The sequence below is a fragment of the Hydrogenophaga sp. genome (assembly GCF_051858985.1).
GTDB lineage: Bacteria > Pseudomonadota > Gammaproteobacteria > Burkholderiales > Burkholderiaceae_C > Hydrogenophaga.
Window position 1 is genome coordinate 186,269 of sequence record NZ_JBHYGM010000004.1, and the last position, 24,120, is coordinate 210,388.

A 24,120-nucleotide genomic window follows, 5' to 3' on the forward strand; every position below is an offset into this window, starting at 1 on the left:
TATCTTTCCGTAACATCCGCTCCGTCATCCACCGTGGAACGGGTACCGGAAAGTGCTCAGCCCACTCTCCGCTGCACTTATTGAAGGAAACGTCGTGAAATCTTCTTCCCTGATGCTCAAGTCCGCCCTGGCTCTGGCCATGGCCACCCCGTTCCTGGCTTCTGCCGAATCGCAACTCGTGGTGGGCGGCACCGGCGGCGCCACCGCGCGCCTGGACTTCCGGGTGATCGTGCCCCGCGTGCTGTTCCTGGGCGTGGGCACCGGCTCCACCGGCCTGGCCAACAACACCACCATCGACACGGTGACCTTCGACTACACCTCCAACCCCGCTGCCGTCGGTGGCGGCGCTGCCGCTGTCGCTGGCACCATCACCGGCAACGTGGTTCCGGTTCGCGTGATGGGCAACAACGGCCAGATCGTGCTGACCGCTGCCACCACCGGCGCCCTGACCAATGCGACCGCCGACACCATTCCCTGGACGCAGATCAGCGCGGTCAGCAGCCTGGCCGCGTTGCCCAGCCCGGCCATTCCCCTGACCGGCACGGGCGCCGGCAGCAACGTGACAATCTCTTCGGGCACCCGCGTCACCGACCGCTCGGCCAACTGGACCTTCAGCTACGCCAACGCCGCCGTGGTGGCCCCGGGTACCTACGGCACCACCAACGGCCGCGTGACCTACACCGCTTCGATGCCCTGATGTCCGAGCGCGTGGCCCGCCACGTGGCGCGGGCCTGTCTTGCTTCGCTGCTGTTGCTGGAGGTGGCTGCAGCCCATGCGTGGTCGCTGTCGATCACCTCGGGCAGCCGCCGCCTTTTTCTTCATGTGGGCGACGGCGCGTTGAGTGGCTCGAGTGGCACCCTGAACGGGACCGCCGGCACGAGCGGCGCCATCAACCTGGTGCAGGTCTCGGTGCCGGTGGCGCAGCTCGGCAACGGCACGCCGCAGGCCATGACGACAAACAGCACGCAGTCGTTCAGTCTGTACGGCGACGGCAACAACACCTGCCCGACGCCGGCCAGTGCGATCATGGTGGGCGCCGGGTACCGTCGCAACAGCGGCGCCACCAGCGCCACCCTCAGCGTGAGCTCGGTGGGCGGCCTCACCAACGCCAACGGCGACAGCATCCCGTTCAACGAAATCAGCTGGACGGTTTCCGCGCCCGGCAGCGGTGTGCCCAACGTGATTCCCGCCGGCACGTTCAACGGCGCCACGCAGACCCTGGCCACCGTGCCCGGCAACACCTACCTCGAGAACTGCCACGCCTTCACCTTCGCCAACAGCGCGGTGCGCGCGGCCGGCACCTACAACGGGCGCGTGACCTACACGCTGAGCAGCCCATGAAGAAGGGTCAGCTTCTTGCCCTGGCACTGGCACTGGGCGGAGCATTGCTCAGCCCCGCACTCTGGGCGAATCCGCACCGGCTCGACGATTCGCTGAGCTACACCGTGCCGCCCAATGTGCAGATGCAATGGCTGCCCATCCGTTCGGGGCAGGCCTACGCCGGCGGCATGGAAGCCTGGGTGCGCGTGAACATCCGCATCGACACCCGCAGCTGGGTCGGCCGCACGGGTCGGATCTACATGGTGCTGCCGCGCGACCAGGCGTCCGATGTCGAGGCGACCTGGTCTTCACAGGGGCGCCTGCAACCCGGGCGCCTGGTGTCGGGCGAGCGCGCGCTGGTGTTTGCAGGCGCAATTCCCGGTGCCACACTGGAGGACCAGCTGCAGGTGCGGCTGCGCTCGAACGCCGACTGGCAGTCGAACTCGCGGCGCCTGAACTTCCATTTCGAACTGGATGTGGACTGAATGCCCATGCTGATCCGTGTCCTTTGCAGTCTGATCGCCCTCGCGCCGCTGGGCGCGCTTGCCCAGGGCTTCGCTGCCTATATCACCCCGCCCCGGTTCGAGGTGCAGGTCGATGCCGGCCAGACCCTGCGCCAGGTGCTGGAGATCCAGCACGTGGGGATACAAAAGGGCAACTACCGCGTCTACACGAACGACTGGTCTTTCCTGCCCGACAGCTCGGTCGCCTTCAGCGACACGCTGGCGCCCGACAGTTGCCGCCCCTGGGTGGCCGTGGAGCGGCGCGAGGTCACCGTGGAGCCCGGTGCGCGCTACCGCTACCGCTTCGAGATCACGCCGCCGCCCGGCACGCCCGCGCGTGAATGCCGTTTCGCGATCATGGTCGAAGGCCTGGAGCCGGCGCGCGTGCAGGGCGACCTGAACTTCCCCGTCGGGGGCCGCATCGGCGTGATCGTCTACGCCACCGTGGGCGACGCCCAGCCCCGGCTGGACCTTGCACGCACGCGCGTGGTGAAGGTCGACGGCAAGAACACGGCCGTGATCGACGTGCGCAACACCGGCAACGCCCACGGGCGCCTGGAAGGTTTCGTCAACGGCACCGACGCCAGTGGCGCACGCCTGGAAATGGCGCCCGCCGATCTGCCCATCCTGCCGGGCGAAACCCGGAGCATCGGCCTGATGCCGGTGGTCGAAGACGGCAAGCAGGCGCCCGAAGTGCGCTTTCCGCTCACGGTCAAGGGCAACCTGGAATGGGGCAAGAACCGCCTGCCACTGGACGCGAGCTTCGCCCCATGACGGGAGCGGCGGCCCGCTCTGCCCACTGCCTGCTGGCCATACTGGGTCTCTCCGCTCCCATCACGGGTTGGACACAAGCCCCGGCGCCACCCGCCAGCGGCTACGTGGACCGCGTGATCGAGAACCTGCCACCCGAGCCGGCGGAGGCAGACGATGCCGCTGACTACAACCGCGATGGCTGGCCGCGCTTCCTGCGGCTCGAGACCCGGCTGGGCACGCAGCCTTTCGACGTGACGAACCGCGCGCGCATCGGCTACGGCATCTACGGCCTGCTGGAGACGCCCAACCACGGCACCTTGTCGATCGACGGCACCTACGCACCCAGCGACAGCGTCGGCGCCGTCACCCTGCGCCAGCGCGCCATGCCGCTGGCCGGCGGCTGGCTGGGCAACCACGAGCTTGGCGTGATCAATCCGCCAGCACCCGCCATCACCCGCCTGCCCACCCGCATCTTCGTGCCCTCGTCCATCGTGCAGGGCATCAGCGGCGAATGGGAGAACCCGGGCAAAGGGCTGCAGTTGCAGGCCAGCACGGGCGAGTCCGGCCGGCTCGACTTCCTGCCGGCGAGCGGCTTTCGCAAGATTCCCGGCCAGCGCACCACTTTCGGCGGCCAGTGGCGCATCAACGCCAACAACCCGTCACCGCTGGCAAACCAGGGCTGGACGGTGGCCATGCAACACGAGGACGCGCGCGGCGTGTCCAACCTGGACGTGCCCACGCAGGCGAGCGACCTGATCGACGCCAACTCCACGCTGTTCGCGCTGCGCAACGAAGGCGCAGAACACCGCATCCAGGGTCAGTTCGTTCACACGCAGGCCAGCAACGTGCCCGGCGATCGCCAGGGATTCTGGATCGATGGCGAATGGGACGATGGTCCGCGCAAGCATGGGCTGGGCGCCTACCGGCTTGAGCCCGACCTGAGCTGGGCGCAGCAACCGCTGGCCAACGACATCGTGGGCGCCTACGCGCGCTCGAGCTGGCGCACGCGCCAGTGGTCGGCCGAGGGCTCGGTCGACTGGCTCGATTCGGTGAGCGGTCGCAATGCCAGCGGCTACTTCGCCACCGGCTCGGCGCGCTGGCGGCTCAACCGCGACCACACCGTGGGCGCGGGCGCCACCGTGCGGCAGTTCAATGGCAACGCCTGGAGCACCTACGGCGACTGGCGCTTCCAGAACGGCTGGGGCACGAGCGGCCTGCGCCTTGAACTCACGCAGGGCGACACCGACTACGACTCGAGCCGCCTCACCTGGGATCAGGACTGGCTGGTGCCACAGGGCTGGTCGTTCGCCACCAGCCTCGGGCTGGGCCGCAACGGCGCCCTGTTCGACCAGCCCGCCGAATCGCTGTGGAGCGCGGCCATGAGCCTGGCCATGCCACTCTCGGGCCGGGCGGGGCTGCGCGGCAACCTCACCACCGAGCGCGGCAGTTCCGGCCAGTCGCGCCACAGCATGAACCTGGGCGCCGACTGGCGCTTCGACCGGCACTGGAGCGTGGAGGCCAACTACAACCGCTCCACCGGTCGCAACCGCTTCGTCACCTCACTGGACCCGCTTGCCCCCTTCACGCCGGTGGTGGTGCCGCTTTCAGACCGCTCGTTCTACGCCGTGCTGCGCTATGAGCTCGAAGCCGGCACCCGCAGCGCGCCGCTCGGCGGGCGGCCCACGGACGGCGGCGGACGCATCGAAGGCACGGTGTATTTCGACGCCAACCGCAGCGGCACGCAGGAAGCCAGCGAGACCGGCGTGCCCAACGTCACCGTCTACCTGGACAACCGCTACGCCGTGCGCACCGACCCGCAGGGACGGTTCGAATTCCCGTTCGTGGCCAGCGGGCCGCGCACGCTCAGCGTGCGCAACGAAACGCTGCCACTGCCCTGGGCCGTGGTGGACCAGGGCCAGGTCAAGGTGGACGTGCGCATCCGCGAGAGCGTGGGCCTGACGATTCCGGTGCAGCGCAGCGAGTGACGCCGTGCGCTGCTCATCGTCCGGACGGGGTGCTTCCCTGTGTCGACGCTGCGCACTGGAATTCCACTTCCGGGTAGATGCCTGGCGCCACCTCGGCGCCGGAGAGGTTCGCCTCGCAACGGTAGGCCAGCGTGCTGCGCCCGGACGGCACGTCCAGGTACCTCACCAACGGGCCTTCGGTCAACGACTCGAACATGAAGGCATAGCCCTGCGCATCCTGGTAGATGCGTTCCTCCGCGCCATCGAGACGGCTCCGGACATGCGACACCTTCAAGGCTTGCGGCCCTGTGCCATCGGCAGAGGGCTTCACGAACCGCACGCGGTGCCATCCGCCGCTGCGCACCCGGACCTCATGGATGTTGCCGGCAAACAGATAGGACGGCATGGCCAGCCGGCCCGCATCCTCCACCGGTCCCGGTGCCACCTTGACGTCGGGCGAATGACCAACCTGCGCCGGTATCAGCAAGCTCGAATTGGCTGGCACGGCCAGGGTGCGCAGCCCGAGCGTGACCATCTGGTCATCGGCGGAGTCGTTCACCACCTTGAGGGCTGCCATGGTGGTGGGCGCCAGGGCGAGCTGGCCGAGTTCCGGCCGGTACCGCGTGAACGCCAGTCGTCCATGGGACAGGCCGTAGCTGGCGGTGGCCGATGCGCTGACGAACCCCGAACCGAGCCCTCCGTGGCTGGCCGACAGCTGCGTTCCCACAGGCCCGGCCCGGCCGGTGAACTGGTGGTGGAACGAAGGCGGCGTCGAACCTGCGCCGGCGTGGCCGGAGACCGACTGCGAGATCGACGCCGGGGCGTCCCACACGTCGTCGATGCGGTGCGAATAACCCGCAGCCAGGTCGGCGCGACCATCGCGCTGCACGCTCAGCGAGGTGTTGACCAGCGTGGCGCCCGTCCCCAGCGTGAAGGTCAGGAAAGCAAACACGGCCCGGTCGCCCGTGGGATGCATCTGGCGGTAGCCCAGTTGCAGGTTCGTGCGGGTGGAACCCAGGTGCACGGGTATGGACGTGCGCAGCAGCAGTTGACGGCTGGCGAACGCGCCACTGCGCGAGTCGTTCAGGCTCAGGTGCAACGGAAAATCCACCAGGCTCATTGACAGCGAACTGCGCGTCTGCGAACGGCTGGCATAGCACAGCGTGCGGTCGAGCAGACACGGGCTGCTGGTGTCGGCCACGCCCTGCCACGACGGCGCCCGGTAGCGGGTGTGGCTGATGCCGGTGTGCAGCAGGTTCAACAGCCGCGCCGATGCAAAACCGCTGAAAGCGGCCTCCCCGCGCTGGCCCACGTGCACACTCGCGCCCCACCGCCCCGTCCGAGGCAGCAGGCCGAAGCCCAGGCGCGCCGCCCCTCCCGAACTCCACTGCGCAGCGACCTGGCCGTTGAACGCCTGCAGGGGCACGGAGTGTGACATCGTCAGCAGCAGGCTGGACGGGCGACGTCCGATCGCTCCGCCCGGCTCTGCAACCGTCTGGCCCAGTTCCCATCGCCACGAGGCCGGCTGTTCGCCATTCGACCCGCTGCCGAAGACGCTGGCCTGGAATTCCTGTAGCTCCCCCGTCATGCTCTCGGTGCGGACATCGACGAAGTTGCCAGGCTGCCCCGGCAGCGCAATCACCTGCTCGCCCAGGCCGTGCAGGGCCGAATACAGCTGCACGCCGTTGGAGAGGATGGTGACGCGGGCTGGCGCCAGCAACGTGATGCGCACCTGCGCGCTCTCACCCGGCTGGAGCATGCGGCCGTCGGATCGCAGGGCCACGCCCAGCAGGCGCGGACGAACGAAGAACTGCGTGGCGCTGGCCTCGCCGCCGATGCCGCCGGCCCGGAACAGGCCGGCATGCGCCGCCAGCCCGCTGTCCAGGCGCGTGCCCACCATCAAGAGGTTGGGCGAAATCCCGTTGGCCTGGCCGGTGTTGCTCGCCAGGAGGTCGTACTCCAGGTAATGCTCGCGCGAGGACACCATCCCCTGGGTGGACAGGCCCAGCCGCACGCCCGAGGCTCCCTTGCCCTGCAATGCCCAACTGGCCGACGCGTAGGCGCTGCCCAGCAGCGCCAGTTCACCATCTCGCGCGTCGGGTGGCCGCGCCTGATCCGAGCCCAGCGCCACCTGCCCCTGCTCGTCGGCCGCCAGCGAGAAAGGCATGCAGTCCGACGAGCGCTGCAACGGAAGGCACGTGCTCTGGCCAAGGATGAATTCCGCCTGGTCGACCCAGGCGCGCGCGCCCCGTGGATGCACCCCGAGCTGGACCAGCAGGGCGGTGAGCGGCTTGCTGGACGACCGGGAAACCACCACCGTGTCCCCCGCCTGGACCGTGCGACCCGCCTGGCTGCGAACCACCACCACCATGCCCGGTTGCGCCTGGCCCCGAAAATGAATCGGCTGCTCGACCGAACGAACCTCCAGCGCGTCAAAGCCGGGTGGCGCCTTGCGCTGCAACGAGACCTGCGCGTGCGCCATCACGATCCACCCGCAGAGCACCGCCAACAGCGTGGCGAAGCGGATCCATCCCTTCCATGGCATTCCACCCGTCCTTTTGCCTCAGGGAGGGACCTGGACAAAGAGCGCCTGGGGCTGGCTCTGCGGACCCAGGCTGGGCAGCAGCAACACCCCGAGGTAGGGCGCGTCCGGCGCGGGTATCCGGGTCTCTTCGTCCATCAAGGCCGACTGCCGTGGGAAGCCGCTCAGCTTCCTGCAGCGGTCAAGGGTCTGGCGCGCGTCCTGACAGGCATAGCCACCCTGCAGGAACACGTGCTGACCGCTGCGGTTCTTCAGCCGCCACTGGCCTTGGGCATCCCGGCCGACGTCGAACATCTCCGGCGTCAGCCCCACGGCGTTTCTCGCGCCCACCGCCACCAGCACCTCGTGCGCCAGCACGGTGCTGGCCGCCATGGCGCTGCCGGTTCCTTCAGCCGCCAGGTGCGAGATGTCGCGCAGTTTCACGTAGAAGCTCTGGTTCACGCCATTCAACTTGCGGGCATCGGCCACCACCCTCACGGCGAACGAGCTGTTGGGGTGCAGCACGAACTCTGCGGGATAGACCGAAAGCACCTGCTCGCTGTCGGGCGCGCGCTCGCGCCGACCTTCCTTCGTGCGCAGCGCCGTGGTGCTGGCCCTCAGGTAGATCGGCTGCGAGGTGGGGTTGGTCGCCACCACAGTGGTCACGTACCGGTTCGACGGCTCCAGCAAGAGCGTGCTGGATTCCATGTACCAGGCCTGCTGGGCCAGCGCCGAGACCGGCAGGCACAACGCAGCCCACACCCATCGAAAACGGTACCACCACATCAGGAGACCTCAGTTGGGCGTGGCCGTGATGGTCACCGTGCTGAAGTACACGTTGCCATTGGCGGGCAAGGGGCCGTTCTTCACCGAGACCCCGTCGATCTCTGCCGCAAAGACGGCCTTGCGAACGTTGCCGGCCGCGCACAGGCTGGGGTCGCCCACGCCAGCGGGAATGACCAGCGTCGTGGCCACCTGGTTGATCCCGTTGAAGATGGAAGGATCCGGGACGTACTCGAAGCTCATCCCATAGGCCAGCAACGAGCCGTTCGCCGCACGCGCCACCAGAGTCTGGTTGTCCAGGCCGCCGTATTCGTCTGCCGATACCGACAGGCTCACGGCGCCGCCATACGTGTCCACCACGCAGAACTGGTCTGCCACGCCCCAGTAGTTGTTGTTGCCCTGGTTCGTGATGGGCACGAACTGACCGGTGTCCGGTGTGACCACGGCATCCTGCAGACCGAGGATCTGCACCTGGCGCACGCCCGTGCCGTTGAAGGTGTTGGTGAAGGTGCCTGTGGACGTCGCACCCAGTGTGCCCTGCGTGGCCGCATGAGCACCCGAGAGCGTGAGAGCCAGACAGGCAGCGAGGATTCGATGGGTTCGCATGATCGGGCCTCCTCAGACCGGGGTGGCGGTGACGGTCACCGTGCTGAAGTACACGTTGCCGTTGGCGGGCAGCGGGCCGTCGGCGATCGAGACATCGTCGATGTCGGTGGCGAAGATGGCCTTTCGCATGTTGCCGGCCGCGCAGAGACTGGGGTCGCCTGCGCCGGCGGGAATGGTCAGCGTGTCGTCCACCTGGTCGAAAACGCCATAGACGGCGACGTCCGCGATGTACTCGAACGCCAGCTTGTAGCCCAGCAGCGAACCGTTGGCCGCGCGGGCCACCAGGCTCTGGCCATCGAGGCCGCCGTACTCGTCGCCCGAGACCGTGAGGTTCACGGCACCGCCGTACGTGTCCACCACGCAGAACTGGTCAGCGACGCCCCAATAGACGTTGCTACCGTGTTGCGTGACCGGAGAGAACTGGCCGGTGTCTGGTGTGACCACGGCATCCTGCAGACCCAGAATCTGCACTTGCCGCACGCCCGTGCCGTTGAAAGTGTTGGTGAAGGTGCCCGTGGAAGTCGCGCCCAGCGTACCCTGCGTTGCCGCATAAGAACCTGAGAGCACAAGACCCAGAAGGGCTGCAAGGATTCGATTGGTGCGCATCGTGTGGCCTCTTGAGTTGGATAAGGGGAATTCATCTTTGGCGAATTCCGATCAAGTCAATTCATTGCGGAACCAGACGACGATCTGCCGACCTCGTCCAATAGAAACGCGACACAAAAGGAAGATCAGCCGCCAGGCGGTCGCCGGAACTGGCGGGTAAAAGCCCCTCAAGTTGAGGGATCAGGGGCCGATAGTTGGGTCATGCCCAAGTTCACGCCCCACCCGAACCGCCTCGCCGCCGCCCTGATGGCGGTGGGTTTGCTGTTCACGCCGCTGGCCGGCATGGGCGAGAGCAGCCTCGCCAGCCCATCGCGCAGTGCCGGGGCGTCGCTCGACTTCCGCATCGTCATTCCACCGGTGATGCAACTGCTGGAAAACAGCCACCCCGCGCGGCTCAACCTGCCTGCCGAAGGCGCCCTCAGCGCCCAGCAGAAGCTGGTGGTGGTCTCCAACATGAAGCGCGGCTTCTGCGTGACCATGCGGGTGAATTCCGACGAGGTGGACGGCTGGCGCCTGCAGGCCGCGCAGCACAGCGGCATCACACTGCTGGAAGTCGACGATGGCTACCGGCTGTGCACCGCGCGCCCCGGCCGCTACACCCTGCTGCTGCAGCACGAATTCGATGCCGCGCCGGGTGAATCGCCCAAGGCCATGGCCTGGCCGGTGCAGACCGACATCACCGCGCTCTGAGCGTCAGCGCGCCATTTCCCGCGGCAGCAGCGCCCACATCTGCAGCGGCTGCTTGAGCGCGGCCGCCACCGTGTAGGCCGGGTCGGTCCAGCTGCCCCAGCCGGTGAACAGGTCGGCGCGCACAGCGCCCACGATGGCGCCTCCGGTGTCCTGCGCCATCACCAGTTTCTGCAAGTTCAGCGTGGTGCCCTGCGTGGCCAGCCACACCGGCGTGCCGTAGGGGATGCTCAGCGGATCCACGGCGATCGAACGCCCCGGCGTGAGCGGCACACCCTGCGCGCCGCGCGGGCCAAAGCGCGCGTCCAGCTCGCTCAGCGTTTCCTCCCGAAAGAACACCGTGCGCGGGTTGCTCCACAGCATTTCGTTGAGCCGGCGCGGATTCTGAGCCGCCCAGGCCTTGATGGCATCCCACGACGCTTCGCGGATGGCGCGCTGGTCCAGCAGCCAGCGCCCCACGCTCTGGTAGGGGTGGCCGTTGTGCGCGGCGTAGGCCACGCGCACCTGCCGCATCTGGCCGTTGTTCTCCACCAGGTTGAGCCGGCCCGAGCCCTGGATCTGCAGGATCAGCGCATCGATGGGATCCGCCAGCCAGGCGATGGCGCGGCCCTGCAGCGCGGCCTGTGCAGCGGGCAGCGTGTCGATGTCCTGACGGCTGTACCAGGGCTGGTCGGGCCGCAGGCCGGGCGGCGGGCCATACAACGGCGTGCGGTGCTGTTCGGTGCGCACACGGCTGGCGTTCATGATGGGTTCGTAGTAGCCCGTCAGCAGGCCGGGCGGCTCGCTGCCGTCGATCTCGGTCACGCGGTATGGCAGGAAGCGGCGCATCACCCAGGCCTGCTGCTCGGCGGGCGTGGCAATGGCGAGCTGGCGCACTTCGCGGCAAGGTGTGGCCTGGCCCGGCGCGGGCCGCTCGCAACCGCGCACCCAGGCATTCCACACCTCGTGCAGGCTGTCCTGCCCCCAGCCGGGCAGCTCGCTCCAGCGCACCGGCGTCCAGCGGCTTCTGGCGCGCTGGATGGGTGCGGGCAGCGTCGTGTCGTCCGGCACCGTGACCACGCCAGGTGCGGGTGTCACCGGCACCGGCACCGGCTGCGGATCCGGCCGCACCCCCACCGAGCACGCGACCAGGCTTCCTACAATGAGCGCTCCCAGGCCCACGCGTGCCATCCACCTTCCGGCCGACAGGCCGGGCCCATCCTGAATCCGATCCATGACCTTGTTGTTGCTTGAAGCGCTGGGCGCGCTGGTGTTGCTGGTGTTCATCGTGTGGTGGACCATGTTCTCCGGCCGCAAAAAGGGCGAGTTGCCCGAGGCGGCGGAAACCGAAAAGCAGAAGAAGAAAGAAGACCCCGCGTCTTCCGAAGACAGGCGCGACTGAACCGCATGCGCCTCATGCCGGGCGAAGCACGTTGGCCAGCTCGACCGCGGACTTCACGCCCATCTTGTCGAACACGCGCGAGCGGTGCACCTCGACCGTGCGCACGCTGATGTTGAGCTGGTCGGCCACCAGCTTGTTGGGCAGGCCCGCGATCACCAGGTCCATCACGTCGCGCTCGCGCTCGGTCAGACTCTCCAGCCGCTGCTGCAGCTCGGTCTGCGCACGCCGCTGGGCCAGCACCTGGGCCGACTGGTTCAGCGCCTGCTCCACCCGGTCCACCAGCGCGTTGTCGGAAAACGGTTTCTCGCAGAAATCGAAGGCACCCCGCTTCACCGCATCCACCGCCGTGGGCACGTCGGCATGGCCCGAGAGAAAGATCACCGGCGCGCAGGCCTGCCAGGGCAGCGCCAGAAAGCGTTCGAACAGCGCCAGCCCGCTCATGCCCGACATGCGCACGTCGAGCATCACGCAGCAAGGCGCGCTGGGCGCCTCGCGCCACACCGAAGCCGCCTCCATGAACGCCTCGGCGCTGTCGTACCCCTCGCTCAACAGCCGCCGCGTGCGCAGCAGCCAGGCCAGCGCCTCGCGCACGCCCACATCGTCATCGACGAGGTAGATCTTGGCGTCGGGGTACTGGGTCATGGAGCGGATGATAAGTGGGCGATGTCAGGTCACGGACGCAGAGCGAAGGCATGAACCCCCTGCACCACCATCGCCATCCGCGCATAGTCCAGCTTCTCGGCCGTGTCTTCCGGCCGGTGGTAGTTCGGGTTCCGCAGGAAGGCCGTGTCGGTCACCATGATGGCCGGCATGCCCTGGTGCCAGTAGTTCAGGTGGTCTGAAAAGTCGATGCCTTGCACGGTGGGCGGTGCGTTGAGAGAGCGGACGGGCAGTGGAGTGGCGCCGGTCATGGCCGCCTTCATCTTTCTCATCAAGGCGAAGTGATCGAGCTTGCCCACGAGTGCGATGAAGTTGCCCTTGTCGGGGTACAGCGGGGCCAGCGCTGGTTCGGGGTAGCGCTGGCTTCCCGGCTCGTCGGAGAAGTAGCCGATCATCTCAAGCGACAGCATCAGCTCCACGTCCCGGCCGGCTTCTCGCATCGCCCTCGCATGCCGCGCACTGCCCATGTGTTCGGTGCGGAAGTGGGGCGACTCTTCCAGGGTGTACGCCACGAGTTCGATGGCGCGCGGGGTTGGCGACTGGCCGAGAAGGCGCGCCAGCTCCAGCAGGCCGGCCACGCCGCTGGCGTTGTCGTCGGCACCGGGTGTGTCGCCGTGGGTGTCGTAGTGGGCGCCGATCACGAGCACAGGCCCCGAATCGGGACCGAACCTCGCGATGACGTTCCTGTAGCGGGTGCCCTCCACCACCACGTCCTGGCTGGACACATCGCCCCCGGAGGCCCTGAATGAGCTCTCTATATAGAGTGCTGCTTTCTCCAGGTTCTCCACCTGCGCGTGGTTGCGCGGGTGCACGTCTTCAGACAGGAACCTGACGTGCCGCTCGAGCTGACTGGCGTCCACCGCCGGCGGGGTGGACGCGATGGGGATGACGAAGGGCTGGACGACAACGCCCACGGCCACCGCGGCCAGCACCAAAGCCAGAAGCAGGACGGCGAGCAAGAAGCGGCGGATCATGCGCACATCACCCCGCCGCAGGCAACGTAAACCGGAACACCGTCCCCCTCGGCTCCGCATCCTCATGCGTCAGCGCTCCGCCATGCTGCTCGATCACCGTGCGGCACAAGCTCAGTCCCAGCCCCATGCCCTCGGCCCGGGTGGTGAAGAAGGGGGTGAACAGTTTTTCCTTCACCTCACTGCTCAGGCCCTGCCCGTGGTCGGTCACGGCGAAGCTGACCCAGCTCTTGCGCGGTTCACCGCCGGGCGCCAGGCCGGCGTGGAGGCGGGTCTGGCCCACTTTCAGGTTCAGCACGCGCAGGCCGGACGAAATGGGCGGATCTTCAAAGGGCATGGCCTGCATGCCGTTGCGCGCGAGGTTGAGCAGCACCTGTTCGACCATAGTGCGGTCGCACAGCACGGCGGGGCAGCCTGGGGCTACCTCTATATGCAAGCGGATGCCCTGCTTCTTGGCCTGCAGCGCCAGCAGCGGCTGGATGGCGTCGATGAGGCTTTGCGGGGTGACGGCTTCGCGCACCTGTTCGCGGCGGCGCACGAAGTCGGCCACGCTCTTGATGACGCGCCCGGCGCGTTCGGCCTGTTCGCTGATGCGCCGCATGGCCTGCAGCAGGTCGGCCTGGGGCAATTGGCCCGCGGGTTCTTCGAGCAGGTTCAGGGTGCCGCTGGCGTAGCTGGAGATGGCGGCCAGCGGCTGGTTGAGTTCGTGGCTGAGGAGCGAAGCCATTTCGCCCACCGTGGCCAGGCGCGCGGTGGCCTGCAGGCGCTCCTGCGATGTGCGGTTGAGGTCTTCCACGCGGCGCTGTTCCGTCAGGTCGAGGATGGCGCTCATGAAGCCGGTCTGGTTGCCCTGCGCATCGATCAGCGGGGCTTCGATGATGAGCACCGGAAACCGCGTTCCGTCGCGGCGCTGGAACACCGATTCATAACCTTCGCGCGGCAGGATCCTGCCAGCGAGGCGCACGGCCTGGCGTTGCTGGTATTCGTCGGCCAGTTCGGGCGGCCACCACGGCGCCGGCGGGCCGGTGCCGATCAGCTGCTCTGCGGGCAGGCCCACCATCTGGCAGAACGCGGGGTTCACATACGTGATGCGGCCGTCCATGCCGCGCGCGCGCAGGCCCGTCACCAGCGAGTCTTCCATGGCCTTGCGAAACGCCAGCGCATCGGCCACGTCGAGTTCGGCGCGCTGGCGCAGCCGGATGTCGCGCCCCAGCAAAAACAGCACCGCGAGCAGCGCGAGCGAGAGCGCGCCCACCACGGCGGTGAGCACGTTGGGGAACAGGCCACCCGCCTGGCGCGGCGCCTGCAGTTGCAGGATGAGCGTGTGCCCGGGCATGTCGAGCACGGTGCGCGCGGTGAGCGTGCGTCGGGGACCGGGCACCATGCTGTGCAAGGCCAGGCGCGTGCCGTCGGCCTCGTTGAAGGCCAGGCCGCGCCCGCGCAACGAGGCCTGGTTGGTCAACTCGGCCAGGATGCCGGGCAACGAGTACGTCACCACCAGGTAGCCGTCGGGTTCGGCCGAGCGCGACACCGGCAGGCACATCTCCATGAGCTCCAGACCCTGGCCGCCGACCATGGGCCAGAAGTAGCTGCTCGAATAGGCGGGGCCGGAAATGCGCCTAGCGTTGTCGCAGGCCAGGCTCACTTCGGCGGGAAGGCTCGCGCGGCGCAGCATGCCGTACAGGTCGGCCAGGTAGGGCGTGTCGCGGTGCGCCAGCAGGCGCAGGTTGCGGCCGCGCCATTCGATGCGCGCCATTTCGCGGTGCCGCGCCAGCAGCTCGGCGGCGGGCGTGTGCCAGCTGTCCACCGTGGGCGCCACGCTGTGCAGCGACTGCAGGGTCTGCACATTGCGCACCAGGCCGCTGCGGATATCGCTCACCAGCGTGGCGGCTTCCTGCTCCAGGGCGGTCTGGTCGCGACCTTCTTCGTATTCGGTGGCCAGGAACACCAGCACGCCCAGCAGCACCAGCACCAGCAGCAGCAGCGCGCCCCACAGCAGCCAGCGGCGCGAACGCAGGGCCTGGCGCCAGCGCGAGGGCCGCATGATGGCCACGCTCAGAGTCGGCGGTGCTGCAGCGAAGGCAGTTGTTCGCGCACGCTGCGCAGGCGTTCGATGTCGAGATCGGCCAGCACCACGCCAGGGCCTTCGGCGTGCATGGCCATCACCTCGCCCCAGGGGCTGATGACCATGCTGTGGCCCCAGGTGCGCCGGCCGTTCTCGTGCACGCCGCCTTGCGCGCTGGCGATCACGAACGCCTGGTTCTCGATGGCGCGAGCGCGCAGCAGCACTTCCCAATGGGCCTGGCCGGTGGTGTGCGTGAAGGCGGAGGGCACGAGCAGGATGTCGGCCGCGAGCATGCGGTAGAGCTCGCCAAAGCGCAGGTCGTAGCACACGGTCTGGCCGATGCGCCAGTCCTGTCCACTGTGGTCGCGGCATTCGAACACGGTGGGTGTTTCACCTGCGCGCAGCACGGTGGCCTCGTCGTAGTGCTCGCGGCCGTTGTCGAACCGGAACAGGTGGATCTTGTCGTAGCGGCTGGCGCATTCGCCGCGCGGGTTGTAGGCCAGGCTGGCGTTGGCGGCGTGCGAGGGGTCTTCGGTGGCCATGGGCAGCGTGCCGCCCACCACCCACATCTTCAGGTCGCGCGCGGCGTCGGACAAAAAGTCCTGCACCTTGCCCAGACCGGGCGTCTCGGCCAGCAGCAGCTTGTCTTCGTCCTTCACGCCCATGAAGCAGAAGTATTCGGGGAGCACGGCGAGTTCGGCGCCGGCGCTGGCGGCCTGGCGCAGCAGGCGCAGCGCTTCGCTGAGGTTGACGTCCAGGCTGATGCCCGAAACCATCTGGATCGAAGCGACTTTCATGCGGTTCCTTTCGGTGACCTTCGAGCTTACTGCAGTGCGCCTTTGGCCGGGTCGCGCACGGGCGCGGGCCGCTCCACCTTCTCGACCTGCGGGTCGGCCCAGCCGCCGGTGATGTGGAACTGCTGCGTGGTGGCGCTTTGCAGTGGCTGGCGCAACAGGAATTGCGCCAGAAAGGTGCCCAGGCCGATGGCCGGGTTGATGGCGGTGGCGATCAGCGACGCGGTGCCGGCGTTGATCTCCGGCACCACCACCACCTTCAGGTCCTGCTGTTCGCGCGCAATGTCGGCGCTGCCTTCCATCAGCACGGCCGCGTTCACGCCTTTCATCTGCAGGTTGTTGGTGAACAGCACGCCCTGCTCGATGCGCGCGTCGCCGCGAACGAAATCGAACGCGAAGCCTTCGAAGAACACGTCGCGGAAATCGAGCGCCAGCCGGCGCGGCAGGGCCTGCAGGCTGAGCACGCCCAGCAGGCGCCCGGCGCCGGGCTCCACCTTCAGGAACTGGCCGCGCTCGAAGTCCGCACGCAACTGGCCGGACAGGCTGGGGTAGTCGATCGAGAGCGGCGAACCGAGCCAGCCGATGTTGCCTTCGATGCGGCCCTTGCCGCCGCGCACCGTGCCTTCGCGGCCGAAGCGCTTGAGCAGTTCGCCGGAGTCGTCCACGTCCAGGATGAAGTTGAGCGCGGTGCGGCGCTGGGCGGATGCCGCACCGCCCCCGCCGAGCGCGGCCCAGTTGCCCGTGGCGGTCAGCCGGGCCTCCGGCACGGCCAGGCGCAGCTTGTTCAGGCGCCATTCCGCCGCGCGCGATGGCCCGCCCCGGTTCACGGCTTCGATCTCTGCGCGCCCGAGCGCTCGCCCGGCCATGTTGAAGTCGTCCACGGCAATGTCCAGCGCCGGCACGCTCGTGGGCTGCGTGAGCAGCTGTTCCACGTCGGTGGCGGCCGACGGCGCCAGCGTCAACCGCGCGAGCCGCGCATACACACTGCCCACGGCACCACTGGGCAACTGACGCACCTCCACGTAGCCGTTGAGCTCGTCGGCGTCGATGTTCGCGCGCCACTGGCTGCCTTCGCGCGAGCCGCCCACCACCAGACGGTTGAACGTGCGCCCTTCCACCGTGAGCTGGTTCGCGCGCACCGCCAGCGTGGTGGGCAGGTAGGCCTGGTCGCCCGCCGCTGCCGCCGCGGCCGGGCGGGCGGGCGCGGCGCTGCGCGGCTCCCCGCCGGTGGCCGCCTTGAGCACGCGTTCCCACGCATCCACGTCGATGCGGTCCAGCAGCACGTTGGCGCTCACGCCCGCGGTCGGCAGGGGGGTTTCGTCGGCGTTCACGCCCACCGCAATGCCGCCGCGCAGCACGCGCGGCTCGCCGGCGCCCAGCTCGCGCTCGTAGTGAACGGCGAGCACGGGCGCCAGCGCGGTGCCGAGCTGGATGGCGAGCCGGTCGCTGCGGGCCGTGTCGCCACCCATCTCCAGCACCGTGTTGTCGTAGCGCAGCGGCAGGCTGGCTTCGGCCGTCTTGCCCAGCGGTGCGGGCAGGTTCAGTGCCATGCCCTGCAGGCTGCTGGTCACCTGCACTTCCGGCTGGCCGCCCTTGAAGCCGAGCTGCAGGTTGTAGCTGGTGCTGCCGCTGGCGTTCTGGAACAGGCGCGATACGAAGCCCAGCCCGGCGTCGCGCAGGCCTTCGGCGCGCGCTTCCCCCTGACCGCGGAACTGCACGCGGGACACACCCTGCGCGTCGGGCTCCATGCCACCTTCGAAACGCGCCTCGCCGCCCAGCACGCGGGCCTGCGCCGAGCGCACCGTGAAGCCCTTTTCACTGAAGGCCAGCGTGCCGCTGGCGCGCCCGAGCAGCGGCGACTCCGGCGAAATCTGCACGTCGTTGCCGTCGAACTGCACGGTGCCGCTCACCCGCGTGGCCTGCGCATCGTGCAGCGGCAGGTGGATGGCGAAGTTGCCGTGCGCGGCGCCGCTGATGCGGGCGCGCGCCAGCACCTGGCTGGTCATGGCGTTCACGGGCGATCGCTGCACGAAGCCGAGCAGCTCGGGCGCGGGGCCCTGCGCGCGGGCGCTCACCACCAGCACCGAGTCGCCCTTGAGGTTCGCGATGCCCACTTCACCCTGGGTCAGCCGCACCTCCGGCGCGCCCGCCAGACCCGCTTCGCTCACCGTGACCTTGAAGGCGTTGCGGTCCAGCACGAGCTCGCCCGCGACCTGCCGCAAGCCCGGCCAGGGCGCGTCGCCAGCGGACTGGAGAAAGGGCGGAACGTAGTCCATGTCCACGTCCTGCAGGCGCGCCGAAATGCGGAACTCGCCCTGGTCGCCCGGGTCTTCGAACGGCACCTCGGCCACCTCGCCGCGCACACGGAAATCGACCCGGTCCGACGCACCGCCCTGCACCGCTTCGCGCACATAGCGCCGCGCTTCGGCGGGGACCGTGAGGGGCAGGTAGCGGTGCACGCGGGTGGCCTCGGCGCGGGTGAGCGTGGCCTTCAGATCGAGCACGCCTGGAAAGCGCTTGCCGGGCGCGTCGCCGGTGTGCCAGGTGGCCTGAGCCGTGCCCTCGGCATCGGCGTTGCTCAGCTGCACGTTGTCGAGTTCGACGTCGATGCGCTCGCCCGCCAGACGCCAGCTGGCGTCGGCCTCCAGACGATCCAGCGGCAGGCGAACCTCTTCGAACACATCGGGCAACTCCAGCGCGCCATCGCTCACGCTCAGGTGCGCACGGCCTCCCTGGTCGCTGAAGTCGAAGTCCACCGTGGCGCCCGCAATGCCGGGCCGCCCGGGCAGCGGGTAGCGCCCGGAGGAAGACATTTTCCCGCTCGACTGGCCCGACAGGGCCAGCCCCACCACGCGCCCGCTGGCCTGGTAGTCGCCCTGGGCCAGGTCGAGACCTCCTTCGCTGGCAGGCGCGGCCCCGGCGCGACCTTGCCAGCGCGCGTTCAGCCCATTGACCTGACCGGCCGGGCGCAGTTGTTCGATGAGGCCGTGGCTGGCAGCGGGCAAGGGCAGGCGGGTGGCGATGGCCGCCAGCGCGGCCAGTTCGAAGCGCTGCGCGTTGAGCTGCAGGCTGGCCCCGCGCCCTTCGCGCGCCACCGTGTGCGCCAGCTTCAGACTGGCGGCGGGCCAGGTGACGCCGTCGGGCGTGCGAAAGGCCAGGTTCTCGGTAGAGAGTTCGTAGCCGTCGCTGGACCACGTCGCGGCCAGCCGGCCGTGCAGGTCTTCGATGGCGAGCACCGGCAACCGGGGTCCGAGCTGGGCCTGCACACCTTGGAGCGAGAGATCGGCCGTCACCCCGGCCACCTGCCCGTTGGCCACGTCGGCCCAGGCCCGCAGGGCGCCGCGGCCCGCGCGCACCTCCACGCCCCAGTCCGACAGATCCACATACGCGCGCAGACGCTCCACGTCCACGTGGGCGAAGTCGGCAAACACCTCGCCGCTCCAGCGGTGCCAGGGGTTCTGCTGCCGGGCGCCCTGCCGGTCGAGGTCGAGCAGCGGTTCGCGCAGTCGCCCGCGCAGGCTCAGTCGCTCTCCCCAGGCCGGCGGCGGCGTGGCATCGACGCGGAACTGGTGCGTGAGCGCGGTGTTGCGCGAGACCAGGTCGAGTTTTTCCAGCGCCAGCGGCGGCTGCGCCCGCAGGTCGTCGGTCCAGCGCAGCGTGCCGCCCTGGATGACGAACTCGCTCTGGGAAAAGAACCAGTCGGCGGCATCGGTGTTGCCCTCACCGGGACCAGCGAGGTCCAGGCCAGCCACCTCGATGCGGCCTTGCGCGGTGCGCCGCACGTCCAGCACCGGCTGGTCGATCACGATCTGCTCGAAGCCGCCGTGCCAGAGCGAACGGGCCGAGATCGAGGTGCGGATGAGTGGGAGCTCCAGGGCCACGCGGCCTTGCGAGTCGATGAGCTGCACGTTGCGCAGCTCGAAGGAAGGCATCAGCGCGGGCAGCCAGGCGCGGGCATTGTCGGTGTCTTTGGCACGGATCTCACCCACCCGGACCTCAACCCCGACCGCCGAGCTCGCCCACCTTTCCAGGTCGGGACGCCATTCGCCGATTCGGGGCACAATCCACGCGTGCAGGCCGAACCAGGTCAGCGCGAACAGGCTCCAGCCTGCAAGAACCAGCCACAACATGAGCCGCGTTGCCAACGAAAGTGTCTTGAGGGTTCGCGGGGCAGCAGCGATGGGAGCCGGTCTTTGATTCATGTCCACCGCAAATTATGACGGCCAGCCTTTCAACGGGTTCCTCAGCGGGAGTTTCCGGTTTGTCATCAAATGTGAACGCCTGCCCGCCGCTGACGCCCGCCGACCGCCAGGCCGACGGTTCGCGCTTCGTGCAGCGCGTGCGGCGCCGCTACCCCGATGAACTGAGCTGCCTGCCACCGGGCGAACCGGTGCACGCCACCCTGCAGGCCGGCTTGCAGAACCTGCTCGATCGCGGCCTGCCGATGCCGGCCGCACTGCGCGTGTTGCGCCAGCTGGTGCTTGAACGCTTGGTGGTGCTGGACTGCGAGCAAGGCGCGCCACTGGCGGTGATCACGCGCGCCGTCACGGAGCTGGCCGAACTGGCCCTGGACAAAGCCTGCACCCTGGCCTTTGCCGACCTGGACGACCTGCATGGCGCGCCTCAATGCGTGGGCACCGATGGCCAGCCACGGCGCGCGCACCTGTGGGTGATCGGCATGGGCAAGCTGGGTGCGCGCGAGCTCAATGTGTCGAGCGACATCGACCTCATCTACGTGTACGACCAGGACGGCGAAACCGCTGGCAACGCGCAGGGCCGCAACCGCATCAGCAACCACGAGTATTTCGGCAAGGCCGTCAAGCACATCTACAACACCGTGGGCGAGACCACCGAGCACGGCAACGTGTTCCGGGTTGATCTGGCGCTTCGGCCCAATGGCAATTCCGGCCCGAGTGCGGTGTCGCTCGGCGCCCTGGAAGAGTATTTCCTGGTGCAGGGCCGCGAGTGGGAACGCTTTGCCTGGCTCAAGAGCCGCGTCATTGCGCCGGCGGCCTGTGTGCGCGACGGTGGCGCGCAGGCCCTGCGCGGCACCGTGCTGCCTTTCGTGTTCCGCCGCTACCTGGACTACGGGGTGTTCGAGGCGCTGCGCAACCTGCACCGCCAGATTCGTGACCACGCTGCCAAGCGCGCCGCGGGCCACCCGGGTCGCTCCAACGACGTCAAGCTGTCGCGCGGCGGCATCCGCGAAATCGAGTTCACCGTGCAGTTGCTGCAGGTGGTGCGCGGTGGCCAGTTTCCGGAGCTGCGCACGCGCCCGACGCTGGACGCCCTGCAGCGGCTCTGCAAGGCCGGCCTCATGCCACAGGCCACGGCCGACGCGCTGGCGAGCGCCTACGAATTCCTGCGCCGCGTGGAGCACCGCATCCAGTACCTGGACGACCAGCAGACCCACGTGATGCCCACGCAGGACGACGACCTGGCCTGGCTCGCCGCCACACTGGACTACCCCGACGTGTGCGCCTTCCTGCACGCGCTGGACGCGCACCGCGAGCTGGTGGCGCAGGAGTTCGACACGCTGCTGGGCGGCCCCACCAACGGGGGCTGCAACGGCAAGGGTTGCAACGGCAAGAACGGTTCATCCACCCGCAGTTCGGCCGACGACCTGCAAACCGTGCTGGCGCAACTGCCACCGGCGTTCGCCGCCAAGGTGGGCCAATGGTGCGAGCACCCGCGCGTGCTGGCGCTGCGCGAAGACACCCGGGCCCGGCTGGTGCGCCTGGTGCAGCGCACTGGCGCCTGGCTCGACGAAGGCCGCGTGAGCGAAGAAGCCGCGCTGCGCATGGCCGACTGGATCGAGCCCCTGTTGCGCCGGGAAAGCTACCTGGCCCTTCTGCAGGAACGCCCGTCGGTGCACGAGCGCCTGCTGCGCCTGCTGGGTGCGGCCAAGTGGCCAGCGCGCTACCTGCTCCAGCACCCCGGCGTGATCGACGAACTGGCCAGTCAGCAGTTGCTGACCGACCGTTTCGACGCCGCCCAGTTCGAGGCCGAACTCGAAGCCCGCCGCGCCGCGCTGCAGTCCACCGGCGAGGACGACGAGGAGGCGCTGCTCAACCTGCTGCGCCGCGCGCACCACGCCGAGGTGTTCCGCACGCTCGCGCGCGACGTGGAGAAGGTGCTCACCGTGGAGCAGGTGGCCGACGACCTCTCGGCCCTGGCCGACTCCGTGCTGCGCACCACCGCGCGCTGGTGCTGGGCGCGCCTGAAGAACCGGCATCGGGCCGAGCCCAGCTTCGCCATCATTGGCTACGGCAAACTGGGCGGCAAGGAGCTCGGCTACGGCAGCGATCTGGACATCGTCTTCGTCTACGAGGACGAACACGAGAACGCGTCGGAAATCTACGCTGCTTTCGTCCGCAAGATGATCAACTGGCTGACGGTGAAGACCGGCGAAGGCGACCTGTTCGAGATCGACACCGCGCTTCGGCCCAATGGCAACTCGGGTCTGCTGGTCACCAGCTTCAACGCCTACGCCAACTACCAGCAGCAGCGCGGCAGCAACACCGCCTGGACCTGGGAACACCAGGCCATGACGCGCGCGCGCTTCGTGCTGGGTGGCGTTTCGCTGGCCGGCCGGTTCGACGCGATCCGCGAAGCCGTCATCACCGCACCACGCCATGCCCAATCGCTGGCCAACGAGATCGTGGCCATGCGCGCCAAGGTGCGCCAGGCCCACCCGGTGCGCGGGGCGAAGTTCGACGTGAAGCACAGCGCCGGCGGCATGGTGGACGTGGAGTTCGCGGTTCAGTACCTGGTGCTGCTGCACTCGCACGCGCACCCGGAGCTGCGCGCCAACACCGGCAACATCAACCTGCTGCGTCGCGCCGAGCATGCCGGCCTGCTGGAGCCGGGCATGGGCGAAGCCGCAGCGCGCGCCTACCGCGAGCTGCGCCAGATCCAGCACCGTGCCCGGCTGGATGAAATGCCCACCCAGGTGGAGCCCGATCGCGTGGCCACCGCGGCCGCCGCCGTGCGCGCGTTGTGGCACCACGTGCTGGGCCGCCAGCAGCAGGCCAGCGCCACGACCCTGGCATGAACCCTTCCCGCGCCTGGCTCGTGGTGTGCTGCGTGCACGGCGTGGCCAGCATGCTGCTGTGGTGGGCGCAGTCGGGCGCGGTGGCGGCGCTCACCTGGCGCGCCGATCACTGGGCCGAGCATCCCTGGACCCTCTGGACCAGCGCCTGGGTGCACCTGAACACCCCGCACCTGATCGGCAACCAACTGGCCCTGGGTGCGCTCACGGCGTTTGCGTGGCTGGTGCGGCCCAGTCTGCGTTGCACCCTGGCCTGGCTCACCGCCTGGCCGCTGATGCAGTTCAGCCTGCTGTGGTGGCCACAGATCGGCTACGCGGTGGGTCTGTCGGGCGTGCTGCACGCGGGCGCCATGGTGCTGGCGGTGCAGCTCATCTTCAAGCGCATTCCCATTCGGAAAGCGCGGCGCTGGGGTGTGCTGCTGGCGCTGGGCGTGATCACCAAGACACTGATGGAGCGCGGCTGGCAGTACCCGGTGGTGTGGGACCGGGCCAACGACATGTCGGTGGTGCAGGCCGCCCACGTGAGCGGCGTGGTGTGGGGGCTGCTGCTGGGGCTGCTGGTGGCCTGGTGGCCGGGCTGGTCCGCCGGCAGCGGCGGACTCAGGTGGCCTGGGGCACGGGCGTGACCACGGCCAGCGACTTGCGGAAGCGGTTGAGTTCCTGAACGGTCTTGAAGCTCTGGTCCATGAGCAGGCTCATGTTGTGCAGGATGCGTTCGACCACACGCGTTTCCCAGACCGCATCGAAGTTGATCTGCTTGTCCAGCCAGTGCTCCAGCCACTCCGGGTCGGGCAGGCGACTCTGGATGGTGTCGTTGGGGAACAGCGTCTTGTTCACGTGCAGGTTGGTCGGGTGCAGGGCCTGCGCCGTGCGACGAGCACTGGCCATGAGCACGCCCACCTTGGCAAAGGCCGAGCGCGCTTCATCGCCGAACTTGCCGATGGCGCGCTTCATGTAGCGCAGGTAGGCGCCGCCGTGGCGCGCCTCGTCCTGGCTGAGCGTGCTGTAGATCTGCTTGATCACGGGTTCGGTGTGCCATTCGCTGGCGCGGCGGTACCAGTGGTTGAGGCGGATCTCGCCGCAGAAGTGCAGCATCAGCGTTTCCAGCGGTGGCGCGGGATCGAATTCGAAACGGATGTCGTGCAGCTCCTGTTCGCTGGGCACGAGGTCTGGACGGAAGCGGCGCAGGTACTCCATCAGCACCAGCGAGTGCTTCTGTTCTTCGAAGAACCAGATGGACATGAAGGCAGAGAAATCGGAATCGTCGCGGTTGTCGCGCAGGAACATCTCGGTGGCCGGCAGCGCAGCCCACTCGGTGATGGCGTTCATCTTGATGGTCTGGGCCTGCTCATCGGTGAGCGAAGCGGCGTCGAACCGGTCCCAGGGAATGTCCTTGTCCATGTCCCATCGCACGGATTCGAGTTGCTTGAAGAGTTCAGGGTAGAGCATGGAGGT

20 protein-coding genes are annotated in these 24,120 nt (G+C 68.5%); 9 read left to right on the forward strand and 11 right to left on the reverse strand.

Annotation, left to right across the window (positions count from 1 at the left end):
* Positions 1-94: 94 nt before the first annotated feature.
* From ACTIEY_RS17895 to ACTIEY_RS17915, 5 genes are read left to right on the forward strand one after another with little or no spacing between them, the layout of a single operon-like run.
* Positions 95-697, forward strand: a complete 603-nt coding sequence (locus ACTIEY_RS17895; RefSeq protein WP_439520501.1) for a hypothetical protein — start codon at positions 95-97, stop codon at positions 695-697.
* Positions 697-1,341, forward strand: a complete 645-nt coding sequence (locus ACTIEY_RS17900) for a hypothetical protein (RefSeq protein WP_439520502.1) — start codon at positions 697-699, stop codon at positions 1,339-1,341. The genes ACTIEY_RS17895 and ACTIEY_RS17900 overlap by 1 nt, the downstream gene beginning before the upstream one ends.
* The gene (locus ACTIEY_RS17905) at positions 1,338-1,805 is read left to right on the forward strand and encodes a hypothetical protein (RefSeq protein WP_439520503.1); all 468 of its coding nucleotides are present in this window, start codon (positions 1,338-1,340) and stop codon (positions 1,803-1,805) included. The genes ACTIEY_RS17900 and ACTIEY_RS17905 overlap by 4 nt, the downstream gene beginning before the upstream one ends.
* Before the next feature lie 6 nt (positions 1,806-1,811).
* Positions 1,812-2,597 (forward strand): COG1470 family protein, encoded by a 786-nt coding sequence (locus tag ACTIEY_RS17910; RefSeq protein WP_439520504.1) that lies wholly within the window; start codon positions 1,812-1,814, stop codon positions 2,595-2,597.
* A complete protein-coding gene (locus ACTIEY_RS17915) occupies positions 2,594-4,561 on the forward strand; it encodes a hypothetical protein (protein WP_439520505.1) in 1,968 nt (655 codons plus the stop codon). Before ACTIEY_RS17910 ends, ACTIEY_RS17915 begins: the two co-directional genes overlap by 4 nt.
* Before the next feature lie 13 nt (positions 4,562-4,574).
* Here the strand turns inward: ACTIEY_RS17915 and ACTIEY_RS17920 are convergent, their stop codons facing one another.
* Genes ACTIEY_RS17920 through ACTIEY_RS17935 form a run of 4 tightly spaced genes read right to left on the reverse strand, consistent with a single transcriptional unit; the run spans position 4,575 to position 9,056 of the window.
* Entirely contained in the window at positions 4,575-7,085 is a 2,511-nt protein-coding gene (locus ACTIEY_RS17920) for a hypothetical protein (RefSeq protein ID WP_439520506.1), read from the reverse strand.
* A gap of 18 nt (positions 7,086-7,103) precedes the next feature.
* A complete protein-coding gene (locus tag ACTIEY_RS17925; protein WP_439520507.1) occupies positions 7,104-7,847 on the reverse strand; it encodes a hypothetical protein in 744 nt (247 codons plus the stop codon).
* A gap of 9 nt (positions 7,848-7,856) precedes the next feature.
* Positions 7,857-8,450 carry a hypothetical protein gene (locus tag ACTIEY_RS17930; protein WP_439520508.1) on the reverse strand — a complete coding sequence of 198 codons (594 nt, stop codon included), beginning with the start codon at positions 8,448-8,450 and terminating at the stop codon, positions 7,857-7,859.
* Between the two features lie 12 nt (positions 8,451-8,462).
* The gene (locus ACTIEY_RS17935) at positions 8,463-9,056 is read right to left on the reverse strand and encodes a hypothetical protein (RefSeq protein ID WP_439520509.1); all 594 of its coding nucleotides are present in this window, start codon (positions 9,054-9,056) and stop codon (positions 8,463-8,465) included.
* A 201-nt stretch (positions 9,057-9,257) separates the two neighbouring features.
* On the opposite strand from ACTIEY_RS17935, the gene ACTIEY_RS17940 reads away from it, so the two are divergent.
* Entirely contained in the window at positions 9,258-9,746 is a 489-nt protein-coding gene (locus ACTIEY_RS17940; protein ID WP_439520510.1) for a hypothetical protein, read from the forward strand.
* Between the two features lie 3 nt (positions 9,747-9,749).
* On the opposite strand, the gene mltA is transcribed toward ACTIEY_RS17940, so the two are convergent.
* Positions 9,750-11,024, reverse strand: coding sequence for a murein transglycosylase A (mltA, locus tag ACTIEY_RS17945; protein WP_439520511.1), 1,275 nt, complete (start codon positions 11,022-11,024; stop codon positions 9,750-9,752).
* Between mltA and ACTIEY_RS17950 the strand changes: the two genes are divergently transcribed.
* Entirely contained in the window at positions 10,957-11,124 is a 168-nt protein-coding gene (locus tag ACTIEY_RS17950; RefSeq protein WP_439520512.1) for a hypothetical protein, read from the forward strand. The genes mltA and ACTIEY_RS17950 overlap by 68 nt on opposite strands.
* Before the next feature lie 12 nt (positions 11,125-11,136).
* On the opposite strand, the gene ACTIEY_RS17955 is transcribed toward ACTIEY_RS17950, so the two are convergent.
* Genes ACTIEY_RS17955 through ACTIEY_RS17975 form a run of 5 tightly spaced genes read right to left on the reverse strand, consistent with a single transcriptional unit; the run spans position 11,137 to position 19,744 of the window.
* Positions 11,137-11,766 carry a response regulator transcription factor gene (locus ACTIEY_RS17955; RefSeq protein ID WP_439520513.1) on the reverse strand — a complete coding sequence of 210 codons (630 nt, stop codon included), beginning with the start codon at positions 11,764-11,766 and terminating at the stop codon, positions 11,137-11,139.
* Positions 11,767-11,795: 29 nt separating this feature from the next.
* Positions 11,796-12,758 (reverse strand): M28 family peptidase, encoded by a 963-nt coding sequence (locus ACTIEY_RS17960; protein WP_439520514.1) that lies wholly within the window; start codon positions 12,756-12,758, stop codon positions 11,796-11,798.
* Positions 12,759-12,765: 7 nt separating this feature from the next.
* Complete coding sequence (locus ACTIEY_RS17965) at positions 12,766-14,799, reverse strand: two-component system sensor histidine kinase NtrB (protein ID WP_439520801.1); 2,034 nt, start codon at positions 14,797-14,799, stop codon at positions 12,766-12,768.
* Between the two features lie 11 nt (positions 14,800-14,810).
* Positions 14,811-15,617: a carbon-nitrogen hydrolase family protein gene (locus ACTIEY_RS17970; RefSeq protein WP_439520515.1), complete on the reverse strand. Its 807-nt coding sequence runs from the start codon at positions 15,615-15,617 to the stop codon at positions 14,811-14,813.
* Between the two features lie 26 nt (positions 15,618-15,643).
* Positions 15,644-19,744 carry a YhdP family protein gene (locus ACTIEY_RS17975; protein ID WP_439520516.1) on the reverse strand — a complete coding sequence of 1,367 codons (4,101 nt, stop codon included), beginning with the start codon at positions 19,742-19,744 and terminating at the stop codon, positions 15,644-15,646.
* An 86-nt stretch (positions 19,745-19,830) separates the two neighbouring features.
* Between ACTIEY_RS17975 and glnE the strand changes: the two genes are divergently transcribed.
* Complete coding sequence (gene glnE / locus ACTIEY_RS17980) at positions 19,831-22,668, forward strand: bifunctional [glutamate--ammonia ligase]-adenylyl-L-tyrosine phosphorylase/[glutamate--ammonia-ligase] adenylyltransferase (protein ID WP_439520517.1); 2,838 nt, start codon at positions 19,831-19,833, stop codon at positions 22,666-22,668.
* Positions 22,665-23,291: a rhomboid family intramembrane serine protease gene (locus ACTIEY_RS17985; protein ID WP_439520518.1), complete on the forward strand. Its 627-nt coding sequence runs from the start codon at positions 22,665-22,667 to the stop codon at positions 23,289-23,291. Before glnE ends, ACTIEY_RS17985 begins: the two co-directional genes overlap by 4 nt.
* Here ACTIEY_RS17985 and ACTIEY_RS17990 read toward each other — a convergent pair.
* Positions 23,266-24,114 (reverse strand): ferritin-like domain-containing protein, encoded by an 849-nt coding sequence (locus ACTIEY_RS17990; RefSeq protein ID WP_439520519.1) that lies wholly within the window; start codon positions 24,112-24,114, stop codon positions 23,266-23,268. The two genes, ACTIEY_RS17985 and ACTIEY_RS17990, sit on opposite strands and share 26 nt — an antisense overlap.
* Between the last annotated feature and the right edge of the window lie 6 nt (positions 24,115-24,120).